Genomic DNA, 13,787 nt, shown 5'->3' with positions numbered 1-13,787 from the left:
GGCGGCGCTAGCTGCGGAACATCTGCGAGGTGGTGGAGAGCATCTGGTCGGCGGCGGTGACGACCTTCGAGTTCATCTCGTAGGCGCGCTGCGCGGCGATCAGCGACGAGATCTCGGTGACGGCGTTCACGTTCGCCTCTTCCAGGTACGATTGCTGGAGGTTGCCGAAGCCCTCGCCGCCGGGCAGCCCGCTGACCGCCGGACCCGAGGCCGCGGTCTCGATGAACAGGTTGTCGCCGATCGATTCGAGGCCGGTCTTGTTGACGAAGCGGGCGAGCTGGAACTGGCCGAGCGATTGCGGTGCGGTCTGCCCGGGCAGCGTCGCCTGCACCGCGCCGGTGGCGCTGATGGTGACGGCGGTGGCGGTGTTCGGCACGGTGATGCCGGGATCGACGAGGTAGCCGTCCCGGGTGACGAGCTGCCCCTGCGCCGACAGGTCGAAGGAGCCGTCGCGGCTGTAGGCGGTGCGTCCGTCCGGCATCGTCACGCGGAAGAAGCCCTCGCCGCGGATCGCGACGTCGTAGTCCTTTTCCGTCGAGGTCAGCGTGCCCTGCGACATGATGCGGGCGGTCGAGACGGTCTTCACGCCCGAGCCGATGGCGAGGCCGGCCGGAAGCTGCGTGTTCTGGTCCGAGGTCGAGGCGCCGGCGCGGCGCAGGTTCTGGTAGAGCAGATCCTGGAAATGCGGCTGCTGGCGCTTGTAGCCGGTGGTGCGAAGGTTGGCGATGTTGTTCGAGATGACCTGGACGTTGAGTTCCTGGGCCGCCATGCCGGTGGCGGCGGCGTAGAGCGCGCGCATCGTCTAGCTCCCGCTCAGGCGACGTCGGCGAGGCGGCGGATCGCCGTGCCCCGCAGATCGTCGAGCCGCGTGATCACGCTGGAGACCATGGCGTAGGTCCGGTTCACGTCCATCAGCCGGGTCATCTCGAGCACCGGGCGCACGTTCGACTTCTCCAGCGCACCCGATTCGAGGCGCCCCCTGATCCCCGCGGGCTGCGGCTGCGCGCTCGATTCGTAGAGGTTGGCGCCGGCATTGGTCAGGGTCTGCGGGTTGGCGAAGGTCACGAGCCGCACCTTCCCGCGCACGCCGAGATTGGTGGAGACCGTGCCGTCGGGGCCGATCGAGAGCCCGGTCTCCTGCGGGTTGACGGTGATCGGGCCGCCCTCGCCCTGCACCGCGTAGCCGTCGCTGGTGACGAGGGTGCCCTGCGCGTTCACCTCGAAGGCGCCGTTGCGGGTGAAGCGCACGCCCTGCGGCGTCTGCACCGAGAAGAACGCCTCGCCCTGGATCGCCACGTGGGTCGGGTTGCCGTCGGGCTCGATCGCGCCCTGGCCGAGGTCGAGCGCGGTGCCCTGGTCGATGACGTAGGAGAGGCGGCGATCCGAGCCGGCGAAGGTGTCGGCGCTCGCCGTCGGCATCAGGTATTCCTGGAAGCGCGTCGAACGGCCCTTGAAGCCGGTGGTCGAGACGTTGGCCATGTTGTTGGCGATGACGTCGAGCTCGCGCTGAAGCGCCATTTGGCTCGACACGCCGACGAGGAGGGCATTCTGCATCGTGGACTCGATCCGTCGTGCCGCGGTGGCGGCGAGGGGATATCCGCATCCCCTATGCCAATGTGCGAAAACCGATTTTCGTTTTTCAAGGCAACGGCTTGGCTGGGCGATTGCGGGTCGGCCGGAACGACCGGATCGGTCCGGCGGCAAAGCCGACCCGGCAGATTGTGCCGGCTTAACGGCGCGTTAACCCTGCCGGCCGATACCAGAGTCTCGAAGGGACCCGCACCCGATAGGCGTGGGCCCGGATGCTCACCCGACGGATCGCGGACCACCGCTCATGGCCAAGAAGCCCAAGAAAGCGGATGCCGCCGAGGGTGCCGGCGGCGAGGCCGCAGCCCCGAAGAGCAAGAAGAAGCTCATCATCATCGTCGCGGCCGCCGTGATCCTCCTCGGCGGGGGAGGGGGCGCGTTCATGCTGAAGAAGCGCGCCGCCGCCGAGGCCGAGGCCGAGCACGCCGCCGAGGTCGCCGAGGTGAAGAAGCCGTCCATCTTCCTCGACGTCCGCGAGATGGTGATGAACCTCAGCCCTGAGGCCGGCGTCGAAAAGGCCAAGTTCGCCAAGGTCCGCATCGCCCTCGAGCTCAAGGACGCGAAGGTCGAGAGCGAGGTGAAGCCGCTGATGCCGCGGGTCGAGGACGCGCTGCAGATCTACATGCGCGACCTGCGCGGCAGCGACCTCTCCGGATCGCTCGGCCTGTATCGCCTCCGCGAGGAGCTGCTGAAGCGGGTCAACGTCGCGGTCTATCCCGCCCGCGTCGAGGCGGTGCTCTTCAAGGACGTGATCGTCCAGTAGCGACCGGCCGCAAACCCGAGCCCGACCGCGCCTCTCTGCAACCGAGCCCCTCATGGAACCCGACGACCCGAACGTGGAGGACGACTGGTCGGCAGCCCTGATCGAGCAGGGCGCCGAGGGCGGGGACGCGTCGCTCGCCGACGAGTGGGGCGCCGCGCTCGCGGAGCAGGGCACCACCCGCAACGCCAGCGACGTCGCCGCCGAGTGGGCGACGATGATCGAGGACGGGGAGAGCGACAACCTTCCCGAACTCGCCGGCAACGACCGCATCCTCAGCCAGGACGAGATCGACGACGTCGTCGGCTTCTCGCTGCGCGAGCTGTCAGCCTCGGGCGCCGGCGGCGTCCGCGCCATCGTCGATTCGGGCGTCGTCCAGTACGAACGCCTGCCGATGCTGGAGATCGTCTTCGACCGGATGATCCGGTTGCTGTCGACCTCGCTGCGCAACTTCTTCCAGGACAACGTCGAGGTCACCCTCGACAACATCACCTCGGTCCGCTTCGGCGACTACCTCAACGCCATCCCGCTGCCGACCCTGCTCGGGGTGTTCAAGGCCGACGCCTGGGAGAATTCCGGGCTGGTCACGGTCGAGTCGAACCTCGCCTACTCGACGCTCGACCTGCTGCTCGGGGGCAAGCGCGGCGGCTCGTCGAGCCGCCTCGACGGGCGTCCCTTCACCACCATCGAGATGCAGCTGGTCCGGCGCCTGGTCGAGATCATCCTCGGCGACCTCGAGCTGTCGTTCCAGCCGCTGTCGCCGGTGCGGTTCGCGATCGACCGGATTGAGACCAACCCGCGCTTCGCCACCATCACCCGGCCGGCCAACGCGGCGATCCTGATCTCGCTCCGCCTCGACATGGACGGGCGCGGCGGCCTGCTGCAGATCCTGTTCCCCTACGCCACCATCGAGCCTATCCGTGAACTGCTCATGCAGAGCTTCATGGGCGAAAAGCTCGGCCGCGACCACGTCTGGGAAGGGCACCTCGCCACCGAGATCTGGCAGGCGGACATGACGATGGAGGCGGTGCTCCACGAGATGACGCTGCCGCTGAAGCGCGTCATGGCGCTGAAGGTCGGCGACACGCTGATGTTCGACGCCAAGCCGAGCGACCTCATCACGGTCCGCTGTGGCGAGTGGGCGCTGACGCAGGGGCGGATCGGGCGCGTCGACGACAGCATCGCCGTGCAGGTGACGCGGCCGCTGCGGCGCTCGCGCACCACGCTCCAGGCCTACGAGGCCTCGATGAACAACCGAAGCGACACCTGAGCGATGGATTTTCGGTCATGAGCCTCCTCGTCACGCTCGCCGCAGACGGCCTCGTCGCCGTCCTGCTCGTCGCCACCATCGTGTCGTCGATCAAGCTGTCGCGCCGCATCGCGCAGCTGAAGGGCGACGAGGCCGCCCTGCGCCAGACCATCGGCGACCTGATGGTCGCCACCTCGACCGCCGAGCGCGCCATCGCCGGCCTGCGCAGCACGCTGGACGAGTGCGACCGCACGCTGGCGGAACGCCTCGGCACCGCCGAGCGCTACGCCGCCGACATCGCCGCGCAGGTCGAGGCCGGCGAGGGCGTGATCGCGCGCATCGGGGCGATCGTCACGCAGATGCGCGGCGCCGCGCCTCGGCCCGTCGCGCCCGAGCCGGCCGTGCAGCGCCCGACGATGCGCGTCGCGAGCGAGACGCCGGCCTCCGACGGCCCGAACGGCGAGCGCCTCGGCGCCGCCGCCGCCGCCGCCCTCGCGATGACCGAGCGCGCCCTCCACAGGGTGCGGAGCCGCGCCGCATGAGTGCTGGGCCTCCCGCCCGGACCGACCCCGCCCGAACCGCGCTCGCCGCCGCCGAGGGCGCGCGCGCGGCCAAGGTCGTCCGGGGCGCCAACAACGCGAAGGCCCTGACCGCCCTGGCGCGCGCGCGCATGCACGCGATCCGTCCTCTGCGCCTGAGGATGATCGATGCGGTCACGCTCGCCGCCGCCGGGCTGCTGGTGCTGAAGCTCATCGCGATGTCGGTCGAGACGCCGCAGGTCGGCACCGAATTGCCGGCCCTCGCCCAGGTGCTCGCCAAGGCCCGCGCCGGCTACGAGCTGGCCGACCCCGCCACCACCGGATCGGTGACGCCCAAGGACGAGACGAAGGCGGACGCCAAGAAGCCCGAGCCGCCGCCCCAGGCTCAGCCGCCGATGCCCGAGCCAGTCTCGCCGAGCGAGCGCGCCCTGCTGGAGAAGCTCGGCGCCCGGCGCGACGCGCTCAAGCAGAAGACCGACGAGCTGGAGCTGCGCGAGAAGATGCTCGGCGAGGCCGAGCGCAAGCTCGAGACCGGGCTCGGCGACCTCAAGCAGGCCGAGGACAAGGTCGACACATCCGGCAAGGCCAAGGCCGAGGCCGAGAAGGCCGGCCTGAAGAACCTCGTGACGATGTACGAGACGATGAAGCCGAAGGAGGCCGCCCGGGTCTTCGACCGTCTCGGCCAGGACGTCTTGGTATCGCTGGTGCTGGCGATGAATCCGCGCAAGATGGCGGAGGTGCTGGCCGTGATGCAGCCGGATGCTGCCGAGAAGCTGACCGTGGCCCTGGCCAATCGCGCCCGCGGCGTCGCCGGCCCGCAGGCCGCGGCCGGCGGAAGCCTCGGCCCGAACGAGCTGCCGGCGATCGAGCCCGGCGGCCGCTGAGCCGTTCGGCTACGCTTCCGTCGCGCCACCCGGGTACGCGGCCGTGCCGCCCCGGCCGGCCCGGTCGCGCTCAGGCGGCGCGTCGTCGGCCGTCCGCCGCGCCCGCCGTGCCGAGATCCGCCGGGGCATCGAGGACGCCCGTCGCCCGCACCAATCCTTCGGCGCCGGTGAGCGCGTCCGCCCGCAACTCGAGGCCGAGGAAGCGTTCGCGCGCGAACGGGCCGGGCAGCGTGAGGCCGGCCGCCAGCGCCCCCGAGAAGCCGAAGCGGTCGTAGTAGGGCGCGTCGCCCACGAGCAGCACGGCGCCGTGCCCGAGGGATTCGGCGCGTCCGAGGGCGGCATGCATCATGACCCGGCCGAGGCCCTGTCGCTGCAGCGCCGGGTCGACGGCGAGCGGCCCGAGAAGCAGGGCCGGCCGGGCGCCGGCCTCGACGGTCCAGAGCCGCAGCGTCCCGATCAGGCGCCCGTGGCGGGTCGCCGAGAAGGCGAGGCCGCGGGCGGGCAGGCGGCCTTCCCGCAGGCGCTCCGATGTCTTCGCGCGGCGGTTCGCGCCGAAGCAGGCGTCGAGCAGGCGCTCGCGCGCCGCGACGTCGAGATGATGCTCCGCCCGGATCTGGATCATGACCGTAACCGCCCCGTCATGGCGTGACGCTCGAGGATCCGCGCATCCCCGCCGGCGACCGGATGAGAGCCGGCCGATCGGGATGCGCGGTCTGGGTTCAGATGCCCTAACGACCCGCGGCCGCCGAAGGTGCGGATCGGGTCAGATCACGATCTGTTGCAGCGGCGGGAAACCGTTGAAGGCGACCGCGGCGTAGGTCGTGGTGTAGGCGCCGGTGCCCTCGATCAGCACCTTGTCGCCGATGGAGAGGGAGACCGGCAGCGGGTAGTGATCGCGCTCGTAGAGCACGTCCATCGAGTCGCAGGTTGGGCCGGCCAGCACGCACGGCGCCATCCGGTCGCCGTCATGCGCAGTGCGGACGGGATAGCGGATCGACTCGTCCATGGTCTCGGCCAGCCCCCCGAACTTGCCGATGTCGAGGTAGACCCAGCGCACCTCGTCCTCCGCGGCCGACTTCTTCGAGATCAGCACGACCTCGGCCTCGATCAGGCCGGCGTTGCCGACCATGCCGCGGCCCGGCTCGATGATCGTCTCGGGCAGCCGGTTGCCGAAGTGCTTGGTGAGCGCGCGGAAGATCGCGTCGCCGTAGGATTCCACGCCCGGCACCTGCTTGAGGTACTTCGTGGGGAAGCCGCCGCCGAGGTTGACCATCGACAGGCCGATGCCGCGGAGCGCGCACTCGCGGAAGATGGTCGAGGCGGAGGCGAGCGCTCCGTCCCAGGCCTCGGTGTTGCCCTGCTGCGAGCCGACGTGGAACGAGACGCCGTAGGCCGAGAGGCCCTGACGATGGGCGTGATCCAGCACGTCGACCGCCATCTCCGGCTCGCAGCCGAACTTGCGCGACAGCGGCCAGTCGGCGCCGGCTCCGTCGCACAGGATGCGGCAGAACACCTGCACCCCCCCGGCCTCGATCCCGGCGGCGGCGGCGGCGCGGACGATCTTCTCGACCTCGGCCTCGCAATCGACCGCGAACAGGCGGATGCCGAGACGGAGCGCGCGGCCGATGCAGCGCTCCTTCTTGATGGTGTTGCCGAAGGAGATCCGCTCGGCGGTGGCGCCGGACGCGAGCGCCATCTCGATCTCGGCGACCGACGCGGTGTCGAAGCACGAGCCCATGTCGGCCAAGAGGCGTAGCACCTCGGGGGCCGGATTGGCCTTCACCGCGTAGAACACGCGGGTGTCGGGCAGCGCGCGGGCGAACGCGGTGTAGTTGTCACGGACCACGTCGAGGTCGAGCACCATCACGGGGCCCTCGTCGCGGCCGAGGTCGCGGCGGACGCGGAGGAAGTCGCGGATGCGATCGGTCATGTCGATTCCAACCCACAGGTTCGCGGGGCCGCCCACGGGGGAGCGCGCCGTCGAAGATGTGACGGTCCAGGCGGACCGCCGGCGTCTGGGGCCGATGCGTCGCGCGGACCCGCGCGCTGTGGAGACGCGACGATCCGTGCGGGCGCGAAGAGCACCCGGAGGCTGCCGTGGATTGGACGGGGTTTTCCCATCCGCACGCCGGGCAAGGAGAAACAAGCCTCTTCGGTGCCGGCCTTTGGAGGGCCGACGAGACCAAAAAAGCCCGTTCGTCGTTGCTTTAAGCTGCGTCCCCCGTGGAGAGCGGGGTTCGCCGGTTTCGCCTCCGGCTGCCGGTTGTTGTCGGGGTCCGGTGTCGCCACCTGGATGCCGGCCGGAGGGGATCCACCCTGTCGACCATCGATCCTTTAAGACCCCTGGCGGCTGTCCGGCAGTTGGCCGGATGCCCACCAACCGACACGCGGCCACAGGCACGTGCGAAATTGGGCAGGGCGGATATACGGACGCCGCCGCGCCATCACAAGGAGAAATCGCCGCCACGCGGTGGGATTCCCTGTGCAGAGTGGGCAGCTGTTGCCAAAACGCAGCGCTCGGCCGTAGCCGGGCTTCCCAAGCGCGCGAAGAGGGGGCATCTGACGCCGGTCGACGGTGGCGACGCCCTGCCGGTCCGCGGCATCCGGGCGTCGTGCTGCGCGTGCGGCGGGCGGTGAGCGGCGGTCATCATGGTCGGGGTGAGACGGCGGACGATTCGGCCCCGGGGGACCGCGTGAGCCCGCAAGCCGACGGCGAGCTGAAGATCCGCCCCGCGCGCCTCGACGATCTCGATGCCCTAGTCGCCCTGGAGAACGCGACCTTCTCGACCGACCGCGCGGAGCGGCGTGCGATCCGGCACGCGATCCGCTCGCCCTCGATGAGCGTGCTGGTCGCCTTGCTGGAGGAGGAGGACGGGACCAACGTCCTCATCGGCGCGGCGACGCTGGAGCGCCGCCGCAACAGCCGCAACGCGCGGCTCTCGTCGATCGCGGTGTCGTCGTCCCGTTCGGGTCTCGGCCTCGGCGGGCGGCTGATGCAGGCGGTGGAGGACGAGGCCCGCCGCCACGGCTGCACCCGCCTGCGCCTCGAGGTCCGCGCCGACAACGGCGCCGGCCTGCGCTTGTACGAGCGGCGCGGCTACACCCGCTTCGACGTGCGCGAGGATTATTACGAGGATGGGATGGAAGCGTGGCGCTACGAGCGCCTGCTCGTCGACGACGCGCCGGGCACGGCGCAGGTGCCGCCCCGGCAGCGCCGGAGCGGCTGAGGCCGAAAGATCAGTCGCAGCGCTCCTTGCGCACCGTCTTGCGGTCGCCCTCGTCGTTGGTCGACGTGACCGTCTTCGTGGAGCAGCCGTCGCTGCTCTCGCGGGTCTCGACCGTCTTGCTCTCGGTCGCCGGCCGGTCGACGACGACGGTGTCCGGCGCGCCGCGCTCGATCACGGTGGTCTGGGCGGTGGCGGCCTGAACGCCCGCGAGGGCGAGGATTGCGGCGGCGGGAACGAGGATGCGCATCTGACGGGGACTCCGGGGAAGGTTTGGACCGGACGCGGAAACGGCCTTCGGCGCCAAACCGTTCCGGCGTGCCCTCGTCGTGCCGGATTCAGGGAATCTTACCGGCGCGGCGCTAGATCGAGGCCGCAGGCCGCGCTCGCCCGTGCCGGTTCGTCCCCGAAGGCTCGTTCGTCTCCGAAGGCTCGTCCATGGCCGTGATCGCCGCTTTCGTCCTGAATGCTGGGCTGAACTTCGTCCTCGGCCTGCTCATCGCCAAGCTGCTCGGGCCGGCCGACTTCGGACGGTTCGCACTGGCCACCGCCGGCACCCTGGTGATCACCACCGTGCTGTTCGAATGGCTGCGCCTGTCGGCGACGCGGTTCTATTCCGTGCGCGTGCGCCTCGACGAGCCGTGGATCCGCCACGGCCTCGACCGGGCCTACGCCATCCTCGCGGCGCTGCTGTTGTCCGCCGCGGCCATCGCCGGCGGCCTCGGTCTCGGCGACGGTCCCGACGGCCACGCCGCGATCCTGTCCGGCGCGATGCTGGCGGCGCTCGGCATCGGCGTGTTCGACTACCACGCCGCGCTCGCCCGCGCCCGCTTCGACGGCAAGCTCTACTTCGGCCTCGTCGCGGTGAAGAACGTGCTGGCCTTCGCGATGATGGCGGCGGCCGCCTGGTATCTGCGCCAGCCTGCCTGGGTGCTGGCCGCCGCCGGGCTGAGCCAGCTCCTCGCGGTGCTGATCCTGCGCCACCCGCTGCGCGACCCGGTGACGACGGTGGAGCATCATCGCCGGCGCGAGACCTGGACGCTGTTCCTGCGCTACGGACTGCCGCTGATCGCGGCCAACGCCGTCTACCAGCTCCTGCCGTTCCTCAACCGCGGCACCATCGCGGCGCAGGCGGGATTCGCCGAGGCCGGCTACTTCGCCCTCGCCGCCGACGTGACCGCACGCAGCCTGACCATGCTCGGCACGGCGCTCGACCTGCTGCTGTTCCAGCTCGCGGTCCGCGTCGAGGAGCTGCACGGACGTGCGGCGGCCGAACGTCAGGTCGCCGCCAACGCCGCCACGGTCTTCGCGCTGCTGCTGCCCTGCGCCGTCGGGTTCTGGGCGGTGCTGCCGGCGCTCGAGGCGCTCGTGGTGCCCGAGGCCTATCGCGGGCCTTTCGCCCTCTACGCGCTGCTGCTCATCCCGGGCCTGTTCTGCCTCGCGATGATGTTCTTCGCGATCAACCCGGTGTTCCAGATCCGTCGCCGCACCCTGCCGGTGATTGCGGCCGCGGCGGCCGGGCTCGCCGTCAACGGGCTCGGCCTGCTCGTCCTGCCGCCGCTGCTCGGCGGCGCCGGCGTGGCGCTGGCCCAGACGCTGGCGCTCGGCGCGGCCTTCGCCTGGCTGGCCGTGCGGGCCCTGACCGGACGCGACCGGCTCGTGCTGCCCTGGAGCGAGATCCTGTCTGCGAGCGCGGCCTGCGGCGCCATGGCCCTGGCGCTCACGCCGTTGCGCCATCTCGATCCGCCGCTCGCGCTCGGCCTCGCCGTGCCGCTCGGCGCCGGCCTCTACGCGGCCGTAGTGTGGATCTTCGACATCGCCGGCCTGCGCAGCCAGGTGGCCGGGCGCGTCCGTTCCGCCCATCCCCTGGCCGCAGAGTAGAGCGGTTCCACTTTGCAAGGCGGCCGCGATCCCGCATGATCGCGGCCACAAGGATGCCGCGCAGAAGGCATCCGCCGAAAACACGCGACCGGGCAGGAAACGATGCCATTCTACGAGCCCCGCGACGAGGGCGAGGCGGCCGAGATCGTCGGTGCGGCCGCCGGCCGGTCCGAGCGCCTGCGCCTCGTGGGCGGTGACACCATGGCCGGGATCGGCCGGCCGGCGCAGGACGAGGCGACCCTGTCGGCGCGGGCGCTCTCCGGGATCACCCTGTACGAGCCGGCCGAGATGGTGATCGCGGCGCGCGCCGGCACGCCGCTCTCGGAGGTCCAGGCGCTGCTCGCCGCGCGCGGCCAGATGCTGCCGTTCGAGCCGATGGACGCCCGGGCCCTGATGGGCAGCGCCGGCGCGCCGAGCTTCGGCGCGGTCGCGGCGGCCAACAATTCCGGTCCGCGCCGCATCAACGCCGGGGCCGCCCGCGACAGCCTGATCGGCGTGCGCTTCGTCAACGGCCGCGGGCAGGCGATCAAGTCCGGCGGCCGGGTGATGAAGAACGTCACTGGCCTCGACCTCGTGAAGCTGATGGCCGGCTCCTGGGGCACCCTCGGGCTGCTGACCGAGGTCACCTTCAAGGTGCTGCCGGTGCAGGAACGCGTCGCGACGCTGGTCTTCTCGGGCCTCGACGACGCCCGCGCCGTCGCCGCGCTCGCCGCCGCGCTGGGCTCGCCGTTCGAGCTCACCGGCGCGGCGCACCTCCCCGCGGGGATCGACGGCGAGGACCCCCGCACGCTGATGCGCCTCGAAGGCTTCTCCGACTCCCTCGACTACCGCATCGGCGAGCTGCGCAAGCTCCTGAAGCGCTTCGGCGCCGCCGAAATGCTGGATGGCGAGCCCGGAGCCGCCCTGTGGACGGCGATCCGCGACGCGACGCCGTTCGCCGGCTCGGCGGACGCCGTGTGGCGCCTCTCGACCGCTCCGACGCGCGGGCCGGCGCTCGCCGCCGCGATCGGCCGCACGATGCCGGCCCGCTGGTTCTACGACTGGGGCGGCGGCCTGGTCTGGCTCGCCGTGCCGAGTGCGGGCGATGCCGGGGCCGCGGCGATCCGCGCCGCGCTCGCCGAGCACCGCGGCCACGCCACGCTGATCCGCGCGCCCGACGCGGTGCGCGCCGCGGTGCCGGTGTTCCAGCCGCTGTCCGAGCCGCTGATGCGGGTGACGCAGGGGATCAAGGCGGCGCACGATCCTGCGGGAATTTTCAACCCCGGGCGGATGTACGCGGGGGTTTAGCGCTTCCGCGCGGGGGCCCGACCTCGCGCGGGCCGTCCGCCGCATCGTGCCCGGCGCGAAACGGTGGCACAGACGATCGAAAGACGGGGCCGACGCGATCGGCCTGAGACAGGACGCATCCAGAACGCGCCATGCAAACCAATTTCTCCCTCGCTCAGCTCGCCGACCCGGCGATGGCGACCTCCGAGAAGATCCTGCGCACCTGCGTGCATTGCGGGTTCTGCACGGCGACCTGCCCGACCTACCTGCTGCTCGGCGACGAGCTGGATTCCCCGCGCGGGCGGATCTACCTGATCAAGGACATGCTCGAGGGCGGCAAGGCGGCGAGCGCCGAGGTGGTCAAGCACGTCGACCGCTGCCTGTCGTGCCTGTCCTGCATGACGACCTGCCCGTCGGGCGTGCACTACATGCACCTCGTCGACCACGCCCGCAGCCATATCGAGGAGACGTTCTCCCGGCGGCTCGACGACCGCGCGCTCCGGGCGATCCTGGCCTTCGTGCTGCCCCATCCCGGCCGGTTCCGGCTGGCCCTGTGGGCGGCCAAGCTCGGCGCGCCGTTCAAGCCGCTGGTCGCGCGCCTGCCGCGGGTCGGCAACCGCCTCGCCGCGATGCTCGACCTCGCGCCCGCCGCGCTGCCGCGCCGCGAGCCGACGAACCGGCCCGCGACCTTCCCGGCCGTCGGCGCCCGGGCCGAGAGGAAGCGCGTGGCGCTGCTGCGCGGCTGCGCCCAGAGCGTGCTGCGCCCCGATTTCAACGCGGCGGCGATCCGCCTGCTGACCCGGCACGGCGTCGAGGTGGTGCATGCGGACGGGGAGGGCTGCTGCGGCGCGCTCACCCACCACATGGGCAGGACGGACGATTCGCACGCCCAGGCCAAGCGCACCATCGACGCCTGGATCGCGGAGGCCGACGGCGCCGGGCTCGACGCGATCCTCGTCACGGCGTCCGGCTGCGGCACGACGATCAAGGATTACGGATTCATGTTCCGCGACGACCCGGCCTATGCCGACAAGGCGGCGCGGGTCTCGGCGCTGGCCAAGGATGTGACCGAGTTCGTCGCGACGCTCGGCATCGCGCCGGTGATCGAGAGCGACCTCGTCGTCGCCTACCATTCCGCCTGCTCGATGCAGCACGGCCAGGGCATCCGCACCGAGCCGAAGGCCTTGCTGAAGCAGGCGGGCTTCACCGTGAAGGACGTGCCCGAGGGGCACATCTGCTGCGGCTCGGCCGGCACCTACAACATCCTGCAGCCGGAGCTGGCAGGCAAGCTCAGGACGCGCAAGGTCGCCAACATCGAGCGCATGCGCCCCGACGTGATCGCCACCGGCAACATCGGCTGCGCCACCCAGATCGGGAAGGGCACCGCGATCCCGATCGTCCACACGGTGGAGCTGCTGGATTGGGCGACCGGCGGACCGCGGCCGGCCGCGATCGGGCGATCGGCCGAGCCGGCGCTGCAGGCGGCGGAGTGACGAACCTCAGCGTTCGAGCTGATAGGTGACCGGGATCCAGCGATAGCCGGTGCCGCTGCGCCCGACGTAGCCGAGCGAGGGGAACGCGGTGTGGTAGCCGGCGACGACGAGGTCGTCGGTGGCTGCCATGTCGTAGATCCGCCGGCGCGTCGCGGCGCCCGCGGCCTTGTCCATGTCGAACAGGGCGTGCCAGCCTGGCTCGGCGAGCGACGCGACCTCGTGGTGGGCGCAATCGCCCCAGATCAGCATCCGCCGCCCTTCGCTCTCGACGTGGAAGGCAAGGTGGCCGGGCGTATGCCCGTAGGCCGCGAGCGCGTGGATGCCCGGCACGACCTCGTCGCCATCCTTCACGAAGCGCGTCCTTGCGGCGAGCGGCATGAGGTGGGTGCGGAACACCAGCGCCGAGGCGTGCTCGTTGCCCGATGGCGCCGCCGCGAGCCGTTCGGGCTTCGCCCAGAACTCGTACTCGGTCGCGCCGACGACGAGGCGCGCGTTCGGGAATGCCGGATGCCCGTCGCGCATCAGCCCGCCGATGTGGTCGGTGTGGCAATGGGTGAGCACGACGACGTCGACCGCCTCCGGCGCGGTGCCGGCCGCCTCGCTCAGCCTTCGCGACATCCGGCGCTGACGACCGGTCAGGGCGCCCGCTCGCGAAACGCCGCCAGCACGAAGACCCGGATCGCCGAGGACAGGTTCTGGCCGTCGCGGCCGGCATCGATCGCCCCGATCAGCGCCTGCACCGATTGGCCGCGTGCTGCTGCGATCTCGCCTAGAGCGGTCCAGAACGGATCCTCCAGCGACACGCTGGTGCGGTGGCCGGCGATCATCACCGAGCGCTTGGTGATGCTCATCGCGGGCTCTTCCCTCCCCTCCCAACCTTCCCCGTCATCCCGGGGCGCCGAAG

At 71.3% G+C, this 13,787-nt stretch carries 14 protein-coding genes and 1 pseudogene; 8 read left to right on the top strand and 7 right to left on the bottom strand.

Features of this window, described 5'->3' with window-relative positions; translation table 11 throughout:
* Positions 1-7: 7 nt before the first annotated feature.
* On the bottom strand, positions 8-799 hold the full coding sequence (gene flgG / locus MKK64_RS13520; RefSeq protein ID WP_147728051.1) for a flagellar basal-body rod protein FlgG: 792 nt from the start codon (positions 797-799) through the stop codon (positions 8-10).
* 14 nt (positions 800-813) lie between these two features.
* Complete coding sequence (gene flgF / locus MKK64_RS13515; protein WP_147841770.1) at positions 814-1,554, bottom strand: flagellar basal-body rod protein FlgF; 741 nt, start codon at positions 1,552-1,554, stop codon at positions 814-816.
* 280 nt (positions 1,555-1,834) lie between these two features.
* Here flgF and fliL point away from each other — a divergent pair, with 280 nt between their 5' ends.
* The 4 genes from fliL (at position 1,835) to MKK64_RS13495 (ending at position 5,019) form a co-directional block, all read left to right on the top strand.
* Positions 1,835-2,350, top strand: a complete 516-nt coding sequence (gene fliL, locus MKK64_RS13510) for a flagellar basal body-associated protein FliL (protein ID WP_243935449.1) — start codon at positions 1,835-1,837, stop codon at positions 2,348-2,350.
* A 52-nt stretch (positions 2,351-2,402) separates the two neighbouring features.
* Entirely contained in the window at positions 2,403-3,617 is a 1,215-nt protein-coding gene (gene fliM, locus MKK64_RS13505) for a flagellar motor switch protein FliM (protein ID WP_147728048.1), read from the top strand.
* Between the two features lie 17 nt (positions 3,618-3,634).
* Positions 3,635-4,138, top strand: coding sequence for a DUF6468 domain-containing protein (locus tag MKK64_RS13500; protein WP_147858121.1), 504 nt, complete (start codon positions 3,635-3,637; stop codon positions 4,136-4,138).
* 128 nt (positions 4,139-4,266) lie between these two features.
* Entirely contained in the window at positions 4,267-5,019 is a 753-nt protein-coding gene (locus tag MKK64_RS13495; RefSeq protein WP_243935591.1) for a MotE family protein, read from the top strand.
* 70 nt (positions 5,020-5,089) lie between these two features.
* On the opposite strand, the gene MKK64_RS13490 is transcribed toward MKK64_RS13495, so the two are convergent.
* Both MKK64_RS13490 and MKK64_RS13485 read right to left on the bottom strand, forming a co-directional pair.
* Positions 5,090-5,641, bottom strand: coding sequence for a GNAT family N-acetyltransferase (locus MKK64_RS13490; RefSeq protein ID WP_243935448.1), 552 nt, complete (start codon positions 5,639-5,641; stop codon positions 5,090-5,092).
* Between the two features lie 141 nt (positions 5,642-5,782).
* Positions 5,783-6,949, bottom strand: a complete 1,167-nt coding sequence (locus MKK64_RS13485; protein WP_243935447.1) for a type III PLP-dependent enzyme — start codon at positions 6,947-6,949, stop codon at positions 5,783-5,785.
* A gap of 763 nt (positions 6,950-7,712) precedes the next feature.
* On the opposite strand from MKK64_RS13485, the gene MKK64_RS13480 reads away from it, so the two are divergent.
* Complete coding sequence (locus tag MKK64_RS13480) at positions 7,713-8,246, top strand: GNAT family N-acetyltransferase (RefSeq protein WP_243935446.1); 534 nt, start codon at positions 7,713-7,715, stop codon at positions 8,244-8,246.
* A 10-nt stretch (positions 8,247-8,256) separates the two neighbouring features.
* On the opposite strand, the gene MKK64_RS13475 is transcribed toward MKK64_RS13480, so the two are convergent.
* Positions 8,257-8,493 carry a hypothetical protein gene (locus MKK64_RS13475; protein ID WP_147728402.1) on the bottom strand — a complete coding sequence of 79 codons (237 nt, stop codon included), beginning with the start codon at positions 8,491-8,493 and terminating at the stop codon, positions 8,257-8,259.
* Positions 8,494-8,681: 188 nt separating this feature from the next.
* Here MKK64_RS13475 and MKK64_RS13470 point away from each other — a divergent pair, with 188 nt between their 5' ends.
* The 3 genes from MKK64_RS13470 to glcF all read left to right on the top strand — a co-directional run bounded on the left by MKK64_RS13470 (position 8,682) and on the right by glcF (position 12,883).
* On the top strand, positions 8,682-10,124 hold the full coding sequence (locus tag MKK64_RS13470) for a lipopolysaccharide biosynthesis protein (RefSeq protein ID WP_243935445.1): 1,443 nt from the start codon (positions 8,682-8,684) through the stop codon (positions 10,122-10,124).
* 102 nt (positions 10,125-10,226) lie between these two features.
* Entirely contained in the window at positions 10,227-11,411 is a 1,185-nt protein-coding gene (locus MKK64_RS13465; RefSeq protein WP_243935442.1) for an FAD-binding protein, read from the top strand.
* A 131-nt stretch (positions 11,412-11,542) separates the two neighbouring features.
* Positions 11,543-12,883: a glycolate oxidase subunit GlcF gene (gene glcF / locus MKK64_RS13460; protein ID WP_243935439.1), complete on the top strand. Its 1,341-nt coding sequence runs from the start codon at positions 11,543-11,545 to the stop codon at positions 12,881-12,883.
* Between the two features lie 6 nt (positions 12,884-12,889).
* Here glcF and MKK64_RS13455 read toward each other — a convergent pair.
* Positions 12,890-13,516: pseudogene (locus MKK64_RS13455) on the bottom strand (MBL fold metallo-hydrolase); the annotation flags it as partial.
* A gap of 2 nt (positions 13,517-13,518) precedes the next feature.
* A complete protein-coding gene (locus tag MKK64_RS13450) occupies positions 13,519-13,734 on the bottom strand; it encodes a ribbon-helix-helix domain-containing protein (RefSeq protein ID WP_147727339.1) in 216 nt (71 codons plus the stop codon).
* Positions 13,735-13,787: the final 53 nt, after the last annotated feature.

The sequence above is a fragment of the Methylobacterium sp. E-025 genome, assembly GCF_022829705.1.
GTDB lineage: Bacteria > Pseudomonadota > Alphaproteobacteria > Rhizobiales > Beijerinckiaceae > Methylobacterium.
Note: the sequence above shows the minus strand (reverse complement) of the source record. Positions and strands in the feature narration are given on the sequence as shown.

Excerpts from the sequence above, each read along its gene's own strand:
- MKK64_RS13450 (WP_147727339.1), bottom strand. The coding sequence starts at position 13,734 with ATGAGCATCACCAAGCGCTCGGTGATGATCGCCGGCCACCGCACCAGC.
- MKK64_RS13470 (WP_243935445.1), top strand. The coding sequence starts at position 8,682 with ATGGCCGTGATCGCCGCTTTCGTCCTGAATGCTGGGCTGAACTTCGTC.
- MKK64_RS13485 (WP_243935447.1), bottom strand. The coding sequence starts at position 6,949 with ATGACCGATCGCATCCGCGACTTCCTCCGCGTCCGCCGCGACCTCGGC.
- MKK64_RS13490 (WP_243935448.1), bottom strand. The coding sequence starts at position 5,641 with ATGATCCAGATCCGGGCGGAGCATCATCTCGACGTCGCGGCGCGCGAG.
- MKK64_RS13475 (WP_147728402.1), bottom strand. The coding sequence starts at position 8,493 with ATGCGCATCCTCGTTCCCGCCGCCGCAATCCTCGCCCTCGCGGGCGTT.
- MKK64_RS13465 (WP_243935442.1), top strand. The coding sequence starts at position 10,227 with ATGCCATTCTACGAGCCCCGCGACGAGGGCGAGGCGGCCGAGATCGTC.
- fliM (WP_147728048.1), top strand. The coding sequence starts at position 2,403 with ATGGAACCCGACGACCCGAACGTGGAGGACGACTGGTCGGCAGCCCTG.
- flgG (WP_147728051.1), bottom strand. The coding sequence starts at position 799 with ATGCGCGCGCTCTACGCCGCCGCCACCGGCATGGCGGCCCAGGAACTC.
- flgF (WP_147841770.1), bottom strand. The coding sequence starts at position 1,554 with ATGCAGAATGCCCTCCTCGTCGGCGTGTCGAGCCAAATGGCGCTTCAG.
- glcF (WP_243935439.1), top strand. The coding sequence starts at position 11,543 with ATGCAAACCAATTTCTCCCTCGCTCAGCTCGCCGACCCGGCGATGGCG.
- fliL (WP_243935449.1), top strand. The coding sequence starts at position 1,835 with ATGGCCAAGAAGCCCAAGAAAGCGGATGCCGCCGAGGGTGCCGGCGGC.
- MKK64_RS13495 (WP_243935591.1), top strand. The coding sequence starts at position 4,267 with ATGCACGCGATCCGTCCTCTGCGCCTGAGGATGATCGATGCGGTCACG.
- MKK64_RS13500 (WP_147858121.1), top strand. The coding sequence starts at position 3,635 with ATGAGCCTCCTCGTCACGCTCGCCGCAGACGGCCTCGTCGCCGTCCTG.